This window comes from Candidatus Pelagibacter sp. HIMB1485 (assembly GCF_052048055.1).
GTDB lineage: Bacteria > Pseudomonadota > Alphaproteobacteria > Pelagibacterales > Pelagibacteraceae > Pelagibacter.
Genome location: NZ_JBNAIN010000001.1, coordinates 384,245 through 402,797 on the forward strand (window position 1 = coordinate 384,245; position 18,553 = coordinate 402,797).

The 18,553-nt window shown below is 33.0% G+C and carries 12 protein-coding genes, 2 tRNA genes, 2 rRNA genes and 1 riboswitch; of the genes, 13 read left to right on the top strand and 3 right to left on the bottom strand.

From position 1 onward, the window contains the following. Positions 1-64: 64 nt before the first annotated feature. A riboswitch (glycine riboswitch) is annotated at positions 65-152 on the bottom strand. Positions 153-256: 104 nt separating this feature from the next. After that, on the top strand, positions 257-1,351 hold the full coding sequence (locus ACTTA4_RS02045) for an acetyl-CoA carboxylase carboxyltransferase subunit alpha (RefSeq protein WP_440633319.1): 1,095 nt from the start codon (positions 257-259) through the stop codon (positions 1,349-1,351). 3 nt (positions 1,352-1,354) lie between these two features. Here the strand turns inward: ACTTA4_RS02045 and secA are convergent, their stop codons facing one another. Next, a complete protein-coding gene (gene secA / locus ACTTA4_RS02050) occupies positions 1,355-3,889 on the bottom strand; it encodes a preprotein translocase subunit SecA (RefSeq protein ID WP_440633320.1) in 2,535 nt (844 codons plus the stop codon). 65 nt (positions 3,890-3,954) lie between these two features. On the opposite strand from secA, the gene argJ reads away from it, so the two are divergent. After that, positions 3,955-5,256: a bifunctional glutamate N-acetyltransferase/amino-acid acetyltransferase ArgJ gene (gene argJ, locus ACTTA4_RS02055; protein WP_440633321.1), complete on the top strand. Its 1,302-nt coding sequence runs from the start codon at positions 3,955-3,957 to the stop codon at positions 5,254-5,256. A gap of 39 nt (positions 5,257-5,295) precedes the next feature. Then, entirely contained in the window at positions 5,296-5,724 is a 429-nt protein-coding gene (locus ACTTA4_RS02060) for a DUF1178 family protein (protein WP_440633322.1), read from the top strand. On the opposite strand, the gene ubiG is transcribed toward ACTTA4_RS02060, so the two are convergent. Then, positions 5,721-6,443, bottom strand: a complete 723-nt coding sequence (gene ubiG, locus ACTTA4_RS02065; RefSeq protein ID WP_440633323.1) for a bifunctional 2-polyprenyl-6-hydroxyphenol methylase/3-demethylubiquinol 3-O-methyltransferase UbiG — start codon at positions 6,441-6,443, stop codon at positions 5,721-5,723. The two genes, ACTTA4_RS02060 and ubiG, sit on opposite strands and share 4 nt — an antisense overlap. A 76-nt stretch (positions 6,444-6,519) precedes the next feature. Here ubiG and ACTTA4_RS02070 point away from each other — a divergent pair, with 76 nt between their 5' ends. The 5 genes from ACTTA4_RS02070 to ACTTA4_RS02090 are packed head-to-tail and all read left to right on the top strand — an operon-like array spanning position 6,520 to position 11,201. After that, entirely contained in the window at positions 6,520-7,731 is a 1,212-nt protein-coding gene (locus ACTTA4_RS02070) for an aspartate kinase (RefSeq protein WP_440633324.1), read from the top strand. 4 nt (positions 7,732-7,735) lie between these two features. Continuing rightward, the gene (gene ispG, locus ACTTA4_RS02075; protein WP_440633325.1) at positions 7,736-8,830 is read left to right on the top strand and encodes a flavodoxin-dependent (E)-4-hydroxy-3-methylbut-2-enyl-diphosphate synthase; all 1,095 of its coding nucleotides are present in this window, start codon (positions 7,736-7,738) and stop codon (positions 8,828-8,830) included. Between the two features lie 2 nt (positions 8,831-8,832). Then, on the top strand, positions 8,833-9,906 hold the full coding sequence (gene prfA, locus ACTTA4_RS02080) for a peptide chain release factor 1 (protein ID WP_440633326.1): 1,074 nt from the start codon (positions 8,833-8,835) through the stop codon (positions 9,904-9,906). Continuing rightward, positions 9,907-10,749: a peptide chain release factor N(5)-glutamine methyltransferase gene (gene prmC / locus ACTTA4_RS02085; RefSeq protein ID WP_440633327.1), complete on the top strand. Its 843-nt coding sequence runs from the start codon at positions 9,907-9,909 to the stop codon at positions 10,747-10,749. An 11-nt stretch (positions 10,750-10,760) separates the two neighbouring features. Continuing rightward, complete coding sequence (locus tag ACTTA4_RS02090; protein WP_440633328.1) at positions 10,761-11,201, top strand: DUF4167 domain-containing protein; 441 nt, start codon at positions 10,761-10,763, stop codon at positions 11,199-11,201. Here ACTTA4_RS02090 and ACTTA4_RS02095 read toward each other — a convergent pair. After that, positions 11,198-12,490 carry a peptidoglycan DD-metalloendopeptidase family protein gene (locus ACTTA4_RS02095; RefSeq protein WP_440633329.1) on the bottom strand — a complete coding sequence of 431 codons (1,293 nt, stop codon included), beginning with the start codon at positions 12,488-12,490 and terminating at the stop codon, positions 11,198-11,200. The two genes, ACTTA4_RS02090 and ACTTA4_RS02095, sit on opposite strands and share 4 nt — an antisense overlap. Positions 12,491-12,827: 337 nt before the next feature. On the opposite strand from ACTTA4_RS02095, the gene ACTTA4_RS02100 reads away from it, so the two are divergent. From ACTTA4_RS02100 to ACTTA4_RS02120, 5 genes are all read left to right on the top strand, one after another. Beyond that, positions 12,828-14,302: ribosomal RNA gene (locus tag ACTTA4_RS02100) — 16S ribosomal RNA — on the top strand. Positions 14,303-14,400: 98 nt separating this feature from the next. Next, positions 14,401-14,477 (top strand) — tRNA-Ile (locus ACTTA4_RS02105). A 12-nt stretch (positions 14,478-14,489) separates the two neighbouring features. Continuing rightward, positions 14,490-14,565: transfer RNA gene (locus ACTTA4_RS02110), tRNA-Ala, on the top strand. A 131-nt stretch (positions 14,566-14,696) separates the two neighbouring features. Beyond that, positions 14,697-17,449 (top strand): 23S ribosomal RNA (locus ACTTA4_RS02115). The 16S and 23S rRNA genes sit together here with 2 tRNA genes alongside, the layout of an rRNA operon. Before the next feature lie 96 nt (positions 17,450-17,545). Next, positions 17,546-18,553 carry an SDR family NAD(P)-dependent oxidoreductase gene (locus tag ACTTA4_RS02120; protein ID WP_440633330.1) on the top strand — a complete coding sequence of 336 codons (1,008 nt, stop codon included), beginning with the start codon at positions 17,546-17,548 and terminating at the stop codon, positions 18,551-18,553.

The window sequence follows — 18,553 nt, forward strand, 5'->3', positions numbered from 1 at the left end:
CCATCTGTATTTTTGCCTGAGAGTTTTGCTCCTTCGGCGGAATTAATTCTCTTTCCAGAGTGTTATGCAACTATCGGTCCTTTTTACCTGAGAGTTTCCGGGGTGGTTGCTCCTTCGGTGCTAAATCTATTAGTCTCTCCCGACAGCAAAATATGTATCTTCTTCTAGAAAAGAGTCAATTAATAACAATTACACTTTAAATTAAATATCATTTTATTGCCTTTTTTATGAATTAACCATCCGCTATAACCATATTATGAAAAATTATCTTAATTTTGAAACTGAGATTAAAGATTTAGAGACAGAATTGGAAAAATTAAAAGATCCCTATAATCAAGAGGGATTGTCAGAAGTAGATACGCAAAAAATTTCAAAAACACAAGTTGAGTTAGATCAAAAATTAAATGATATATATTCAAACCTAGATCCATGGCAAACCACCATGGTTGCAAGACATGAAGACAGACCAAAGTCTAAATTTTTCATAGATAATTTATTCGAAGATTTTATTTCTCTATCTGGAGACCGTTATTATGGCGAAGATAAATCTGTACTTACAGGTTTTGCAAAATTCAATGGTTATTCGGTTTTGGTTATTGGCCAAGAAAAGGGTGATGATTTAGATAGTAGAATCGAAAGAAATTTTGGGATGATGCGACCTGAGGGTTATAGAAAAACTATTCGATTAATGAATTTAGCAAATAAATTTAAAATTCCAATTATCTCTTTTATAGATACGCCAGGCGCTTATCCTGGTGTAGGTGCAGAGGAAAGAGGTCAAGCTGAGGCAATAGCAAAATCAATTGAATGTTGCATGGAACTTAAGGTGCCAACTATTGCAATAATTATAGGTGAAGGTGGCTCAGGTGGTGCGATTGCATTAGCATCGTCTAACAAAGTTATCATGCTAGAAAATGCTATTTATTCAGTTATATCTCCTGAAGGCTGTGCAACTATATTGTGGAGAGATCCAAAAAAAATGCTTGATGCAGCAAAAGCAATGAAGCTTTCTGCAAAAGATTTATTTAAATTAAAAGTTATTGATGAAATAATCCCAGAACCTTTAGGTGGTGCTCACAGGGATAGAGACCTGATATTAGACAATGTTAGAAAATCTATTTCTAAAAATTTAGATCAATATAAAGAAATGACGTCAGAAGATATAACGAATGAAAGAAAAAATAAATTTTTAAAAATTGGAAGAAATGATGGTTTTATGAACAATGTAGAAGATTTAAGCAATTTGATTATTAAGAAAAATAATTTTGATAATATTTTCAAATCAAAAAAATTATTATTTGGTATTGGTGCAGGTTTATTATTTTTAGTTTCCTTATTTTTTCTTTTTTAAGAATTACAAAGCTCCATGGCAATGTTTAAACTTCTTGCCTGATCCACAGAAGCAAGGTTCATTTCTTCCCATTTTTTTGGTTTGTGGTTTTGGATTTACTCTTTCCTCATTGGAAGGTCTTTCTTCTGTTATAACTTTTAAATTCATTAAAATTGTAACGTAGTCTAACTTTAGTTTTTCTAATAAATTTGAAAATAAATCAAAAGCTTCTTTTTTATATTCAACTAAAGGATCTCTTTGACCGTAAGATCTTAATCCAATTACTTGTCTAAGTTGTTCTAAATATTGTATATGTGATTTCCAATTCAAATCTATTGTTTGCAAAAATATTCTTTTTTCAATTTCTTTGGCATGCTGCTCGTTTAGAACTTTAATTCTTTCATTACGTGTCTCATTAAATTTTGAAGATATTTGCTCTTTTAGTTCATTATCTTTTGCAGAAATCAAACTTTCAAGTTCAGTATCATTAAAACTTTTCCCAACAATTTGCCTAACTTTGTTGTTAAATTCATTACTTTTTGGATTAGATAAATTTTGAATTTTTAATTTTATCAAATCTTCTGATATTTCTTTTAAAAATTCGTCGGAATAATCGAAAATATTTTCACTATTCATTGCGTTCTTTCTTTGAGAAAACACAACATGTCTTTGGTCATTCAAAACATTATCAAATTTGATAAGTGTTTTTCTGATATCAAAATTTCTGGCTTCAACTTTTTGTTGAGCTCTTTCTAATGCTTTGTTGATCCAGGGGTGATCAATACTTTCACCATCTTTTAAACCAAGTTTTTCAAGCATATTATTCATAGATTCTGAGCCAAAAATTCTCATCAAATCATCTTCTAAACTTACATAAAATACAGAACTACCCTCATCTCCTTGTCTTCCAGCTCTTCCTCTTGCTTGATTGTCCACTCTCCTAGACTCCATTCTTTCTGTACCAATTACAAATAAGCCACCTAGAGATTTAATTTTTTCTTTATCTATTTTTAACTGATCATCAGGAATTGATCCTTTTTTTCCACCAAGCTGGATGTCAACACCTCTACCAGAAATACTGGTTGTAATTATCAAAGATTTTTCTTTTCCAGCATTTGCAATAATTTCGGCTTCATTTTCATGGTTCTTTGCATTTAAAACTACGTGTTTAATATTTTTTTCATTTAATAATTTAGAATAAACTTCAGATTTGTTGATACTAGATGTGAAAACTAAAATTGGTTGACCAACTACATGTTTTTCAATGATCTTATTAATTATTGCATCATTTTTTTCTTTTTCAGTTCTAAAGATCAAATCATTATAGTCCTTTCGGATCATTTCTTTATTTGTTGGTATTACAACGACTGAAAGATTATATATCTCAAAAAATTCCTCAGACTCTGTGACTGCAGTACCAGTGCAACCTGATATTTTCTTATACAGTTTAAAATAATTTTGATAGGTAATAGATGCTAAAGTTTGATTTTCAGCCTGTATCTGAATTTTTTCTTTAGCTTCAAGAGCCTGATGAAGTCCATCTCCAAATCTTCTTCCTTCTAGAATTCTACCAGTCAACTCATCTATAATTTTAAGAACTCCATCTTTTACAATGTAATCTTTTCCTTTTTCAAATAAATGATTTGCACGAAGTGCTTGATTTACGTGGTGAACTAAATGAAGATTTTCCGGGTCATAAAAATTATTATTTTTTAATATACCTGCATTAGAAAAAAGTTTTTCAACATTATTGATACCCTCGTTTGTTAAAAGTATATTTTTTTCTTTCTCATCTATTTCAAAATCTTTATTATTTAAAATTTTAACAAGTTTATCTATTGCTAGATATTGAGCAGTTTTATCTTCTGCAGCTCCAGAAATTACTAGTGGAGTTCTTGCTTCATCAATTAAACAGGAATCTATTTCATCTACAATTGAAAATACATGAGATCTTTGAACCATCTCTTTTTGAGAAAACTTCATGTTATCCCTTAGATAGTCAAATCCTAATTCACTGTTGGTTGCATAAGTAATGTCACAATTATAGTTTTTCTTTCTTTCTAGATCATCTTGGTCATTATTTATAAATCCAGAGGTAAGACCTAAAAAATTATATATGAGACCCATTTCCATCGAATCTCTTTTTGCCAAGTAATCATTAACTGTTACTATATGAACTCCATCTTCAGAAAGCGCATTTAAATAAGCCGCTAAAGCAATAGTGAGCGTTTTTCCTTCACCCGTTCTCATTTCAGCAATTTTACCTTCGTGAAGAACTACTCCCCCAATAAGTTGAACATCAAAGTGTCTTTCTTGTCTTGTTCTTTTTGCAGCTTCTCTTACTAGTGCAAATGCTTCAGGTAGAATTTCGTCTAAACTTTTTCCATTTTTTAATTGATTTTTAAATTCAACTGTTTTTTTTGGAAAGTCTGTATCGCTTAATTTTATGAATTGTTCCTCGTGTGAATTTATTTTTTCTACAATTTTTCCAATTCTATCTAGTTCTTTTTGATTACTAGATTTGATAAATTTTGTAATTAGGTTAAGCGGGTTAAACATGACTATTTGATTTATTCTTTAAATATATTGTTTAATATATGTATTAAACAATTATTTTAAATATCATGGGTATTAATTTAACAAATTTTTTAAATTCGAAATCAAAAAATACCAGAATGATGGATTTTCAGGATCTTGATCACATAGATGGCTTATCTATTTCAGCTCTAAGTGCAGATTTATACAAAACTAAAAGAGATGATTTAGTAATGTTTTACTTTAGAGATGGTGCAAATCATGCCTCTGTCTATACACGGTCAAAAATTATCTCAGAAAATATCAAATGGAATATAAATCAAAAATCAAAAAAAATTTATTCTCTTATTGTAAATACTAGAAATGCAAATGCTTTCACAGGTAAACAAGGTTACGAAAGTCTTGCAAAAATTGCTGATTTAACTTCTGAGCAATTATCAAAAAAACAAGTTGAAGATGAAGATTATCCTAAAAAAATTACTTCAAAGGAAATTATTTTTGGATGCACAGGTACAATAGGTGAAACTTTTCCACGTGAGAAGATAATAAATCAAATTCCAAACTTGATTAAAAAAATTAACTATACACAAAACAAATTTCTTTGGATGAAAGCAGCTTTAGGAATAATGACCACTGATACAAAACCAAAACTTGCGATGGAGCAATGTAAAATTGGAGATAAAGAGGTAAAAATTTATGGTGTTGCCAAAGGTTCAGGTATGATATTTCCAAATATGGGAACCACCTTGGCATACATATTTACTGATGCTAACTTATCGAATGATATTTTGAGTAAATTATTAAAAAAAAATATTACAAATACATTTAACGCTATCTCATGTGATGGAGATACAAGCACAAATGATATGGTTAGTATTTTTGCAACAAATAAAGCAAACAATTCAAATATTAAAAGTATTAATGATATAAAACTAAAAAAATTCGACAGAGCATTAAACAATGTTTTGTTAAATTTAGCCAAAAGAGTAGTTTCTGATGGAGAAGGAGCATCAAAATTTGTCACTATAAATATTAATAAAAGCAAAAGCGAACAAGATGCAAAGACAATTGCTTTCTCAATATCAAATTCAGCTTTGGTAAAAACAGCTATTGCGGGTGAAGATCCAAACTGGGGACGAATAGTGATGGCAATAGGAAAAGCAGGACCAAAAATAAATTTAAATAAATTAGGTTTGAAATTTGGAAATTATCAAATAATTCAGGATGGAAAATTACATAAGAACTACGATGAAAAATTAGTAGCGGAATATATGAAAGGTGAAAATATAGATGTCACTGTAGATTTGTTTACTGGTACTAAAAGCTTTACTGCTTTTACTATGGATTTTACAAAAAATTATGTTGAGATTAATGCTGATTATAGAAGTTGAACATATTGAAATATAAATTTTGATAACTAATTCTATACTATGATTAAATACAAACTTTTGTGTAACGAATGTGAATTGAAGTTTGATAGCTGGTTCTCATCCTCATCAGAATATGAAAAATTAAAAAAGAAAAAACTTTTAATCTGTCATAACTGTAATTCTGAAAAAGTTGAAAAAACATTAATGGCTCCTCAGCTAATAAGTGGAAAAGCTAAAAATGAAGAAAAATTTGATACTCAGAAGTACAAAAAAATTAAGAAAACAATTAAAAATTACCAAAAGTTTATAAAAGATAATTTTAAGTATGTTGGAGATAATTTTGCATATGAAGCTAGATCTATTCATTACAATAGTAAGAAACCTGCAAAGGGGATATATGGCAAAGCCTCTCAGAAAGACATTAAAGAGCTCAAAGAAGAGGGCATAGATACACAATTAATTCCATGGGTTGATGAAAAAGAAAATTAGTTTTTCTTAAATTCAGCAATATAATTTACTGATAAATCTTTAGAAACATTCCATTCATCCTTCAGAATATTAAAATTCATTCCATCTATTTTTTTGAGATTAAGATTGTTTTTGATTAGTATACTTTTTAATTCCTCAGGCTTAACAAACTTTTCCCATTCATGGGTGCCAATAGGAAGCCATCTCAAAACATATTCCGCACCAACAATTGCAAATATATAAGATTTTAAGGTTTTATTTATAGTTGCAACAAACATTAATCCATTTTTTTTTAAAAGGTTAGCACATGATTTTAAAAAAAAATCAACATCCTCAACATGTTCAACAATCTCCATGTTCAAAATTACATCAAATTTTTTTGTAGTTTTTAGTTTTTCGGGCGATGAACATATATAGTTTATTTTAAGATTGTTTTTTTTTGCATGCAAGTTTGCTATGGTAATATTTTTATTTGAAGCATCGATTGCTGTAACATTAGCACCTAATCTACACATGGGCTCAGATAACAATCCACCTCCACATCCAATATCAAGGACATTTATTCCAGAAAGAGGATATTTTTTATTTTTAAGTTGAAATTCCTTAATTATATTTTCTTTAATATATTTTATTCTTATAGGATTAAATTTATGAAGAGGTTTAAATTTTCCTTCTGGATCCCACCATTCGGCCGCCATATTTGAAAATTTTTCTATTTCTTTTTTATTAATACTGTTCATAATATATAATTAGTTGACATAACAATTAAGATGTACTTTATCAATTTATAATTAAATTATATTAATTCAACTGATCATGAAAACTGTTGTACTAAAATTTGGCGGAACTTCTGTTGGTAGTATCGATAGGATAAAAAAAGTATGCAAAATTATAGCTGCTTATAAAAAGAAAAAAAATAGAGTTTTGGTGATTTCGTCAGCAATGAGTGGAGTTACCAATGAGCTTGTAAAAAAATCGAAGCAAATTAGTAATAATTTTAGCAGATCTGAGTATGATGCACTTGTCTCCACTGGAGAACAGGTTTCATGTGCTTTAATTGCAGGAAGACTTACTCATGATGGTTTTAAATCTAGGTCATGGGTTTCTTGGCAATTACCAATAATTACTGATGGACCTTATTCTGGAGCAAGAATAAATAAGATAGTTACAAAAGAATTAAATAATTATGTGAAACAAGGCGGGATTCCAATTGTTACTGGTTTTCAAGGAATTAATAATGAAAATAGAATTACCACAATAGGAAGAAGTGGTTCTGACGCCACTGCAATCATGTTAGCAAAATTTATTAAAGCTGATGAATGTATTATTTATACAGATGTTGATGGTGTTTATACTACTGATCCAAGACAACACAAAAAAGCAAAGAAAATTAAAAAAATATTTTATGATGAAATGTTAGAAATGGCATCTTTAGGATCAAAAGTGATGCAACCAACATCAGTTCAAGATGCAAAGTTAAATAACATTGATATTAAAGTTAAATCTTCATTTGCTAATAAACCAGGCACATTAATAACAGGCTCTAAAAAAGCATTTAGCGATCAAATAATTACCGGCATATCTTCAACTAAAAATGATGCTAAGATTACAATTGTAGGAGTTAAAGATAGACCTGGTGTCGCTGCTTCAGTTTTTAGACCACTATCAAGAAATTTAATTAACGTTGATATGGTTGTACAAAATATTTCTCAAAATGGAAAAGATACTGACTTAACTTTTACAATTAAATCTGATGATCTAAAAAAAACCGAGAAATTAATTAAGCAAAATAAATCGATATCTTATAAAAAACTTTCTTTTGATAAAAATCTTTCCAAAGTTTCTATAATTGGAGTTGGGATGATTACTACACCTGGAATTACTTACAGGATGTTTCAAGCCTTAGCTTCAAAAAAAATAAACATTTTAGTTATATCAACATCTGAAATTAAAATTTCAGTATTAGTTTCATCAAAAAATGTAAAAAAAGCAATAGCCGCTCTTCATAAAGAATTTAAACTAGATTAAACTTATGAATATAAGACCATTTAGAAATATAAATCGAAAAAAAACTAAAGTAATTAACGTTGGTAATGTTAAAGTTGGTGGTGACAATCCAATATCAGTTCAATCAATGACCAATACTTTGACTACAGATATTTCAGCTACTATAGAACAAATAAATAAAATTCATGAAGAGGGTGCTGACCTAGTAAGAGTTTCCTGTCCAGATGAAGACTCTTCAAAAGCCTTAAAAGAAATCACAAAAAATGTTCAAATACCTGTAATTGCAGACATTCATTTTCATTATAAAAGAGCTGTAGAAGCTGCAGAAAATGGAGCAAAGTGTTTAAGAATAAATCCTGGAAATATTGGTGATAAAAACAAAATCTATGAGGTTTTAAGCGCAGCAAAAAATAATGATTGTTCAATTCGAATAGGAGTTAATGCAGGTTCTCTAGAAAAAGATATTCTAGAAAAGTATAAAGAGCCATGCCCAGAGGCATTAGTAGAGAGCGCAAAAAGAAACATTAGAATATTAGAAGATCAAGATTTTTTTAATTTCAAGATAAGCGTCAAGTCCTCTGATGTATTTTTGTCAATTGCAGCTTACAGACAGCTTTCGGATGCTACTGATTATCCTCTTCATCTTGGAATAACTGAGGCTGGAAGTTTTGTATCAGGAAGTGTTAAGTCTTCAATAGGACTAGGTTCATTGCTATTAGATGGAATAGGTGACACCTTAAGAGTTTCTTTATCAGATGATCCTGTAAAAGAGGTTAAGATTGGAAATGAAATACTTAAATCTTTAGGATTACGAAATAGAGGAGTTAAAATAATTTCTTGCCCATCTTGCGCAAGGCAAGCATTTCAAGTTATTGATACAGTTAAAATTTTAGAGGAAAAATTATCTCATATAAAAACTCCAATTACCCTATCGATTATTGGCTGTGTTGTGAATGGACCTGGTGAGGCTGCTTTAACTGATATTGGAATAACTGGAGGTGGAAAAGGTAATAATATGCTTTATTTATCTGGAGTTCAAAGTGAAAAAGTATCTACTAATGATATAGTTAATAAAGTCGTAGCAGAAGTTGAAAAAAAGGCCTCTGAATTAGAAAATTAACAATGATACCAACAAAGACTATTGAAGAATTAATTACAAAACATTCTACACTTGAAAAAGACCTATCATCAGGAAGTTTAGATAACAAAGCATTTGCTGAAAAGTCAAAAGAATATTCGGATGTTAATGAAATAATTTTAAATGCTAAAAAATATTTATCGTTCGAAAATGAAAAGCAAGAATTAGAGAAAATATTAGAGGATAACTCATCAGATAAAGAGTTAAAAAATATGGCTGAGTTAGAACTTGTTGATTTGAAATCTCAACATGAGATCAATGAAAAAAAATTAAAATTATTTCTACTACCAAAAGATGAAGCAGATAAAAAAAATGCAATAATAGAAATAAGAGCTGGAACAGGCGGACTAGAGGCAAGTTTATTTGCTTCAGACCTTTTCAAAATGTATGAAAAAGTAAGTCATAAAAAAAAATGGTCATTAGAACTTATTTCTATTTCTAGAAGTGATGCGGGAGGTTTAAAAGAAGTAATTGCATCGATTAAAGGTACAAATATATATTCAACATTAAAATATGAGAGTGGTGTACATAGAGTTCAAAGAGTTCCAGATACAGAAACACAAGGAAGAGTGCATACATCTGCGGCCACTGTTGCTGTATTACCTGAAGCTGAAGAGGTAGATTTAAAAATAAACGACTCTGACTTAAGAATTGACGTTTTTCGAGCGGGTGGTCCAGGTGGACAATCAGTTAACACAACAGATAGCGCTGTTAGGATAACTCATATACCTACCGGTTTATCAGTTTCTCAACAAGATGAAAAATCACAGCACAAAAATAAAGCAAAAGGAATGAAAATTTTAAGAGCAAGATTGTATGAACTTGAAAGATCAAGAATTGATCAAGAAAGATCACAAGATAGAAAAACTAAAATTGGTACTGGAGATAGATCAGAAAGAATTAGAACTTATAATTTTCCACAGGGTAGAGTTACAGATCACAGAATAAATTTAACTTTGCACAAATTAGAGGAATTTCTTGAAGGTGAAGCGTTTGATGAAATGATAGAGTCACTTACACTGCAAGCACAAGAAGAAAGTTTAAGTAATTTAAAATAAATGAATATTCAATCAGCAATAACTCAAGGTGCTCAAATTTTAAAAGATAAATTTTGTTTAAATCCTTATTTAGACTCAGAAATTTTAATGTCAAAAGCAATTAATAAAGATAAAAAATACTTAATACTTAATTCTCAAGAAAAAATAGAAGAAATAAATTTAAATTTGTTTCAAAAACTAATTAATGAAAGGTCCAAAGGTAAGCCGGTATCTCATTTAACTAATAAAAAGTTATTTTGGAATTCAGAATTTTTTGTAACAGAAGATACTTTAATACCTCGTCCTGATACTGAGCTAATTGTTGAAAATATTTTAAATTTAACAAAAAATAAAAGTAAACTTGGTATTTTAGATATTGGCATAGGATCTGGATGTATACTTTTGTCTATATTAAAAGAGAGAAAAAATTTTTATGGAACTGGAATAGATATAAGCAAAAATTGTTTAAAAATAGCTAATTTGAATGCAACTAGTTTAAAAGTCCATACTAGACTTAAATTATATAAATCTAATGTTGACAAATTTAGTTTGGGCAAATATGATTTAATTGTTTCTAATCCTCCTTATATTAAAAGACATATTATAAAATATTTGGATAAAGGAGTTGCTAGGTTTGAACCAAAAATAGCATTAGATGGTGGATTAGATGGATTATCAGAAATCAGAAAAGTTATTAAAAAATCATCTGAGCTGATTAAAAAAAATGGTAAATTTATTTTAGAGATTGGTTTTGATCAAAAAAATAAAGTAATTAAATTATTAAATAAAGAGGGTTTTTATATAAATAGTGCTCTAAAAGATCTTGCTAATAATGATCGATGCATAATCTGCACAAAAATATAATTTTTTAAATCATGGTAACATTTAGGAATAACAGCAATAACAACAATAGAAGAAATAATTTTAGAAGAAACGATAGAAATTTTAAATCTAATGGTGACAGGCAGAAATTTAGTTCAAATTTTTCTAATGGTGATAATTTTAAAAGAAAATCTCCAGGAAGAAACAATCACAATGCGCCAAAATTGATTGAAAAGTATAATGATCTAGCTAGAGAAGCTTTGTCAAATGGTGACAAAATTCTCTCTGAAAATTACCTTCAGCACGCTGATCATTTTACCAGGATACTAAATGAAAGAGAAAGTTTCAAAAGAGAGAGAAATTTAGAAGATAAATCTGATGAAAACGGAAAAGACACAAACGAGATTTCAAAAAAGGTAGATGTTTCTGAAAAAAATTTAGAAGATAATTCTAACATAGATCTTAAAAGTGAAACAGTAGCAGAAGCTAATTAATTTAAACCTATTATCTTTTCAGATTTAAGAACATCTAATTTAATTTTTTTTGTTTCAAATAACTTTCTTTCTTGACCTTTTAATATTTTACCTGATGGAAGTTTTAGTTTTTGAGAATTAACTTTTTTTCCATTTACAATTACTTCGTAATGCAAATGAGGTCCAGTAGATTTACCTGTAGAACCGACGTAACCAATTGTTTGACCCTGTTTTACTCTTACTCCTGCTTTAATACCTCGAGCAAATTTTGACATGTGGGCATAAACTGTTTGATAAGTTGAGTTGTGTCTTATCTTTACACAATTTCCACCTCCACCACACCATCCAGCTTTTTTTATAACACCATCACCAGATGCCATTATTGGTGTTCCTGTTGGTGCTGCAAAATCAGTACCTCTATGCATTTTATTGTATCCATCTATAGGATGTTTTCTCATACCAAAAGGAGATGAAAGTCTTGCTCCATTAATTGGAGTTTTCATTAAAGCTTTTTTAACACTCTTACCATTTTTATCATAATGTCCTTCGCTTCCTTCTTTATCAAAATAGTAAAGTCCATTATCTTGACCACTTAATTTTAAATTTGCGAAAAGTATTTCTCCTGTTTCAATAATTTCATTTTTATCATTAAGGAAAATTTCATACATTATTTGAAACTTATCTTGTTTTCTTATATCTCTTTGAAAGTCTACTTGAAAACCATATATCCTAGCAAATTCAATTATTATGTTTGCTGGTATTTTTTCATCTGTTGCAGCTTTATATAGACTTTGTAAAATTAAATTTTCTTTGTAGACTATTTTTTTATCCAATTTAATTGATATAATTTCATCATTAAAAGTGTTTTTAGAATTATCTCTTACTAAAAATATTTTTTGTTTATTTGATATTTGAAAAGTAAATTCATTAATTTGATTAGTAGTTTTATCTAAACTGAACTCTATAATTTGTTTCGTATTTAATTTATTAAGATTAACTTTTTTTTTTAAAGCATTTTTTATTTCTAATATTTCTTTTTTTTGTATTAGATAATTCTCTAAAATTTTATCAAATGTTTCACCAGATCTTATTTTATGTTTTATTTTTTTGTATTTTGGTTCAAGGTTCTCAACTATGTGTGTAAGTGTTTTTTTAAAATAGATGTTATCAATAAAATTATCATAGATTTCTAAACTCTCTTTTTTTGTTGAATTAAAATAACTAGTGGAGATAGCAGTAAGGAAAATCAATAAAACTAAGCTAAAAATTTCAAAGTTTTTTTTAATCTTACTCAATAGAATTTTAAACATTTTAAATTTAAGTGAACACAATTATTAGTTTACAGAGTGGTAAAAATCAAAAAAAAGCCCTTAAAATGGGGTGTTTTTATTTAAAAATTTATTCTTAAATGCTTGATTTCCATTATTTTTAGCCTATAAGCACTGGACTTTCTCAATAAAATTATTGTTAATACAATAAATTAGTGAGGATTATTGAGCTTTTTTTGCTCAATTAGCTATTTTAAAAGTTAAAATTTAAGAAGAGAAGTGTGGACGGTTAAGGTTACCAAAAATTTGTCGTACACACTTCAATCACATATAAATTTTATTCTTAGAATTTATATGGAAGCTAGTGTGCGCCGTTTTTAAACTTGAGAGTTTGATCATGGCTCAGAACGTACGCTGGCGGCACGCCTAACACATGCAAGTCGAACGAAGTAGCAATACTTAGTGGCAGACGGGTGAGTAACATGTGGGTATCTACCCTTTGGCCTGGAATAACACGAGGAAACTTGTGCTAATACCGGATAAGTCTTTACGGAGAAAGCTTTATGCACCATTGGATGAGCCTGCACTTGATTAGTTTGTTGGTGGGGTAATGGCCTACCAAGACTGTGATCAATAGCTGATTTGAGAGGATGATCAGCCACATTGGGACTGAGACACGGCCCAAACTCCTACGGGAGGCAGCAGTGGGGAATCTTGCACAATGGAGGAAACTCTGATGCAGCGATGCCGCGTGAGTGAAGAAGGCCTTTGGGTTGTAAAGCTCTTTCGTCGGGGAAGAAAATGACTGTACCCGAATAAGAAGGTCCGGCTAACTTCGTGCCAGCAGCCGCGGTAATACGAAGGGACCTAGCGTAGTTCGGAATTACTGGGCTTAAAGAGTTCGTAGGTGGTTGAAAAAGTTAGTGGTGAAATCCCAGAGCTTAACTCTGGAACTGCCATTAAAACTTTTCAGCTAGAGTATGATAGAGGAAAGCAGAATTTCTAGTGTAGAGGTGAAATTCGTAGATATTAGAAAGAATACCAATTGCGAAGGCAGCTTTCTGGATCATTACTGACACTGAGGAACGAAAGCATGGGTAGCGAAGAGGATTAGATACCCTCGTAGTCCATGCCGTAAACGATGTGTGTTAGACGTTGGAAATTTATTTTCAGTGTCGCAGCGAAAGCGATAAACACACCGCCTGGGGAGTACGACCGCAAGGTTAAAACTCAAATGAATTGACGGGGACCCGCACAAGTAGTGGAGCATGTGGTTTAATTCGAAGATACGCGCAGAACCTTACCAACACTTGACATGTTCGTCGCGACTCTAAGAGATTAGAGTTTTCGGTTCGGCCGGACGAAACACAGGTGCTGCATGGCTGTCGTCAGCTCGTGTCGTGAGATGTTGGGTTAAGTCCCGCAACGAGCGCAACCCTCACTTTTAGTTGCCATCATTAAGTTGGGCACTCTGAAAGAACTGCCAGTGATAAGCTGGAGGAAGGTGGGGATGACGTCAAGTCCTCATGGCCCTTACGTGTTGGGCTACACACGTGCTACAATGGTATCTACAACAGGAAGCAAGACTGCGAGGTCAAGCAAATCCTTAAAAGATACCTCAGTTCGGATTGCACTCTGCAACTCGAGTGCATGAAGCTGGAATTACTAGTAATCGTGGATCAGCGTGCCACGGTGAATGCGTTCCCGGGTCTTGTACACACCGCCCGTCACACCATGGGAGTTGGTTCTACCTTAAGGCAAGGTTTAAAACCCTTGACCACGGTATAGTCAGCGACTGGGGTGAAGTCGTAACAAGGTAGCCGTAGGGGAACCTGCGGCTGGATTACCTCCTTTCTAAGGATGAATGAAAGTAAAATTTCATTCTAAATAATATACAGGTAATGTTGACCGTCCTCATTTCTCTTCTTAAAGTAGTGTTTCTCTTTGCATAGGGGCCGGTAGCTCAGTTGGTTAGAGCACACCCTTGATAAGGGTGGGGTCGAAAGTTCGAGTCTTTCTCGGCCCACCAATTTAAGATCATGGGGGATTAGCTCAGCTGGGAGAGCGCCTGATTTGCATTCAGGAGGTCAGCGGTTCGATCCCGCTATCCTCCACCAAAACACTTAGCTATAAAAAATTGTAAATAATTAATAATTAATATCAATATCTATATCCGAACATTAGTAATGTTATTAGCTAATGTTCAAAATAAAAATTTGATTCAACACAGAATTTTTTTCTGTGCATAAATCAAGCGTTTAAGGGCGTGTAGTGGATGCCTTGGCACTGAAAGCCGATGAAGGACGTGATATACTGCGATAAGTTTCGGGGAGCTGTATGTAAGTTTTGATCCGAAAATTTCCGAATGGGGAAACCCACCACTTTATGTGGTACTTTAAACTGAATACATAGGTTTAAAGAGACAACCTGGAGAACTGAAACATCTAAGTAACCAGAGGAAAAGAAATCAATTGAGATTCCGTTAGTAGTGGCGAGCGAACGCGGACTAGGCCAGTAGTTTTGTTAAAAAAATTTGAATAGTTTGGAAATGCTAACCATAGAGGGTGATAGTCCCGTATGAGTAATGTTTAACAAAATTCTTGAGTAAAGCGGGACACGTGAAATCCTGCTCGAATATAGGGGGACCACCCTCTAAGCCTAAATACTCTTCAGTGACCGATAGTGAACTAGTACCGTGAGGGAAAGGTGAAAAGAACCCCTATTAGGGGAGTGAAATAGAACCTGAAACCGCATGCCTACAATCAGTCGAAGCTCTTTTTAGAGTGACGGCGTACCTTTTGTATAATGGGTCAGTGACTTAATTTATAAAGCAAGCTTAAGCCATCTAGGTGTAGGCGCAGCGAAAGCAAGTCTTAATAGGGCGATTAGTTTTATGAATTAGACCCGAAAACGAATGAGCTTACCATGAGCAGGTTGAAAGTTGGGTAACACCAACCGGAGGACCGAACCAGTTGACGTTGAAAAGTCTTTGGATGACTTGTGGTAAGGGGTGAAAGGCCAACCAAATTCGTAGATAGCTGGTTTTCCGCGAAAACTATTTAGGTAGTGCGTTGAATAAATAGACATTTAGAGGTAGAGCACTAAATGGGCTAGGGGGAAGAGATTCTTACCAAACCTAATAAAACTCCGAATGCTAAATGTTGTTCTTCAGCAGACAGACTGTGGGTGCTAAGGTCCATGGTCGAGAGGGAAAGAGCCCAGACCACCAGATAAGGTCCCCAAATTATGATTAAGTGTGAAAGGATGTGGAAATTCCTTAACAGCCGGGAGGTTGGCTTAGAAGCAGCCATCCTTTAAAGATAGCGTAACAGCTCACCGGTCTAATAGAGTTTCTGCGCCGAAGATGTAACGGGGCTAAAATCATATACCGAATCTGTGGATTTATAATTTTTTCGAAAATTATAACTGGTAGCGGAACGTTCTGTAAGCCTGTGAAGGGGTACCCGTGAGGGGTCCTGGAGGTATCAGAAGTGCGAATGCTGACATAAGTAACGATAAAAGAAGTGAAAAACTTCTTCGCCGAAAATCCAAGGGTTTCTGCGCAAGGTTAATCCGCGCAGAGTTAGTCGGCACCTAAGGCGAGGGCGAAAGCCGTAGTCGATGGAAATAAGGTTAATATTCCTTAACCAGATGGTAGTGACGGATCTTGTAAGTTGTGAGTTCTTAATGGATTGAACTTGCCGCGAAAAGGTTCCAAGAAATAGCTCCATCATTAGACCGTACCCTAAACCGACACAGGTGGATTAATAGAGTATATTTAGGCGCTTGAGAGAATGATGTTGAAGGAACTCGGCAAAATGCTTCCGTAACTTCGGGATAAGGAAGACCTGTTTTTAGGCAACTAGAGATGGGTGGCACAAGCCAGGGAGAAGCGACTGTTTATCAAAAACACAGGGCTCTGCTAACACGTAAGTGGATGTATAGGGTCTGACGCCTGCCCGGTGCTGGAAGGTTAATGCGGTTGGTGCAAGCTAACTTCTGAAGCCCCAGTAAACGGCGGCCGTAACTATAACGGTCCTAAGGTAGCGAAATTCCTTGTCGGGTAAGTTCCGACCTGCATGAATGGCGTAACGATTTCTCCGCTGTCTCCAACATCAACTCAGTGAAATTGAATTCTCCGTGAAGATGCGGAGTTCGCGTAGTTAGACGGAAAGACCCCGTGCACCTTTACTGCAACTTTACATTGGTATTAGGAAAAACATATTTAGCATAGGAGGGAGACATTGAAGCATAGGCGTCAGTTTATGTGGAGTCATCAGTGAAATACCTCTTTTGTTTTTCTTGGTATCTAACTGATCGCCGTTATCCGGCATCAAGACATTGTATGGTGGGTAGTTTGACTGGGGCGGTCGCCTCCCAAATAGTAACGGAGGCGTGCGAAGGTAGGCTCAGAACGGTCAGAAATCGTTCGTAGAGTGCAATGGCATAAGCCTGCCTGACTGTGAGACTGACAAGTCGAGCAGAGACGAAAGTCGGTCATAGTGATCCGGTGGTTCTGAGTGGAAGGGCCATCGCTCAACGGATAAAAGGTACGCCGGGGATAACAGGCTGATACTGCCCAAGAGCTCATATCGACGGCAGTGTTTGGCACCTCGATGTCGGCTCATCACATCCTGGGGCTGGAGCAGGTCCCAAGGGTTTGGCTGTTCGCCAATTAAAGTGGTACGTGAGCTGGGTTCAGAACGTCGTGAGACAGTTCGGTCCCTATCTGCTATGCGTGTAGAAGAATTGAGAGGAGTTGACCCTAGTACGAGAGGACCGGGTTGAACATACCACTGGTGGACCGGTTGTAGCGCCAGCTGCAGTGCCGGGTAGCTAAGTATGGAAGAGATAACTGCTGAAAGCATCTAAGCGGGAAACTCACCTCAAAACTAGTTCTTCCTATAGAGCCGTGGTAGACCACCACGTTGATAGGCTGGATGTGGAAGCGCAGTAATGCGTGCAGCTGACCAGTACTAATAGCTCAATTGGCTTGATTTATGCACTGAAAAAAATTTTTATTTGATATTAAATAGTTAAGTTAAAAAAACTATATTATTCATTTTAGTTTTGTAAAAATAAATATAATTTATTTATATGAGAATTTTAGTTACAGGAGCTGCTGGATTTATTGGATCTCATTTGTGTGAGAAACTTCTTAATCTCAAATATAAAGTAAGGGCTTTCGTAAGATATAATTCATCACAATCTCAAGGGTGGTTAGAAAATCTTTCACATAAAAATTTTCAAGTAGTGAGAGGCGATATAACAGATTTTGACTCTGTAAATAATGCATTAGCAAATTGTGATTATGTCTTTAATTTAGCCGCAAGTATATCTGTACCCTATTCTTTTAAAAATCCGCAGACCTTTATAGATACAAATATACTGGGAGCACTAAATATTTTCAGGGCATCAGCTATTAAAAAAAATAAAGTGAAAAAAATAATACAAATATCATCTAGTGAGGTTTATGGAAACGATTTGACTCAAAATTCAAATATACTTACAGAAAAAACTATTACAGTCTCGGAGTCGCCATATGCAGCATCAAAAATAGCAGCTGATAATCTGGCGATATCAATGTTTAAAGCAACTGGTTTACCTGTTGTTGTCGCTAGGCCATTTAATACTTTTGGACCAAGACAATCTTTAAGAGCAGTTATACCTACAATTATTTCTCAATTTGCAACGATAAACAAAAAAAATAATATTATTAGAGTTGGAAATCTAAAAACTAGTAGAGATTTTGTATATGTTAATGATACTGTTTCTGGTTTAATCAGTTTATTGAAACCTTCCTGCAAACCGGGGGAAATTTATAACATATGTACGGGTAAATCATTTAAAATTAGAGACGTTATTGATTCATTAAAAAAAATTACTGGGCATAACCCAAAAATCATTGTTTCAAAAAATAGATTTAGAAAAGCAGAGGTATATAATCTGAGAGGTTCATATAAAAAATTATATAGCAGTTCTAAGTGGAAACCAAAATATTTAAATTATACAGGTTTTAAAAAAGCTTTAAATGAAACTTACAAATGGTTCAAAGTAGAAAAAAATTTATCTAAATACTCAAATATTCAGAAATATAATATTTAA

Excerpts from the sequence above, each read along its gene's own strand:
- ACTTA4_RS02045 (WP_440633319.1), top strand. The coding sequence starts at position 257 with ATGAAAAATTATCTTAATTTTGAAACTGAGATTAAAGATTTAGAGACA.
- secA (WP_440633320.1), bottom strand. The coding sequence starts at position 3,889 with ATGTTTAACCCGCTTAACCTAATTACAAAATTTATCAAATCTAGTAAT.
- argJ (WP_440633321.1), top strand. The coding sequence starts at position 3,955 with ATGGGTATTAATTTAACAAATTTTTTAAATTCGAAATCAAAAAATACC.
- ACTTA4_RS02060 (WP_440633322.1), top strand. The coding sequence starts at position 5,296 with ATGATTAAATACAAACTTTTGTGTAACGAATGTGAATTGAAGTTTGAT.
- ubiG (WP_440633323.1), bottom strand. The coding sequence starts at position 6,443 with ATGAACAGTATTAATAAAAAAGAAATAGAAAAATTTTCAAATATGGCG.
- ACTTA4_RS02070 (WP_440633324.1), top strand. The coding sequence starts at position 6,520 with ATGAAAACTGTTGTACTAAAATTTGGCGGAACTTCTGTTGGTAGTATC.
- ispG (WP_440633325.1), top strand. The coding sequence starts at position 7,736 with ATGAATATAAGACCATTTAGAAATATAAATCGAAAAAAAACTAAAGTA.
- prfA (WP_440633326.1), top strand. The coding sequence starts at position 8,833 with ATGATACCAACAAAGACTATTGAAGAATTAATTACAAAACATTCTACA.
- prmC (WP_440633327.1), top strand. The coding sequence starts at position 9,907 with ATGAATATTCAATCAGCAATAACTCAAGGTGCTCAAATTTTAAAAGAT.
- ACTTA4_RS02090 (WP_440633328.1), top strand. The coding sequence starts at position 10,761 with ATGGTAACATTTAGGAATAACAGCAATAACAACAATAGAAGAAATAAT.
- ACTTA4_RS02095 (WP_440633329.1), bottom strand. The coding sequence starts at position 12,490 with ATGTTTAAAATTCTATTGAGTAAGATTAAAAAAAACTTTGAAATTTTT.
- ACTTA4_RS02120 (WP_440633330.1), top strand. The coding sequence starts at position 17,546 with ATGAGAATTTTAGTTACAGGAGCTGCTGGATTTATTGGATCTCATTTG.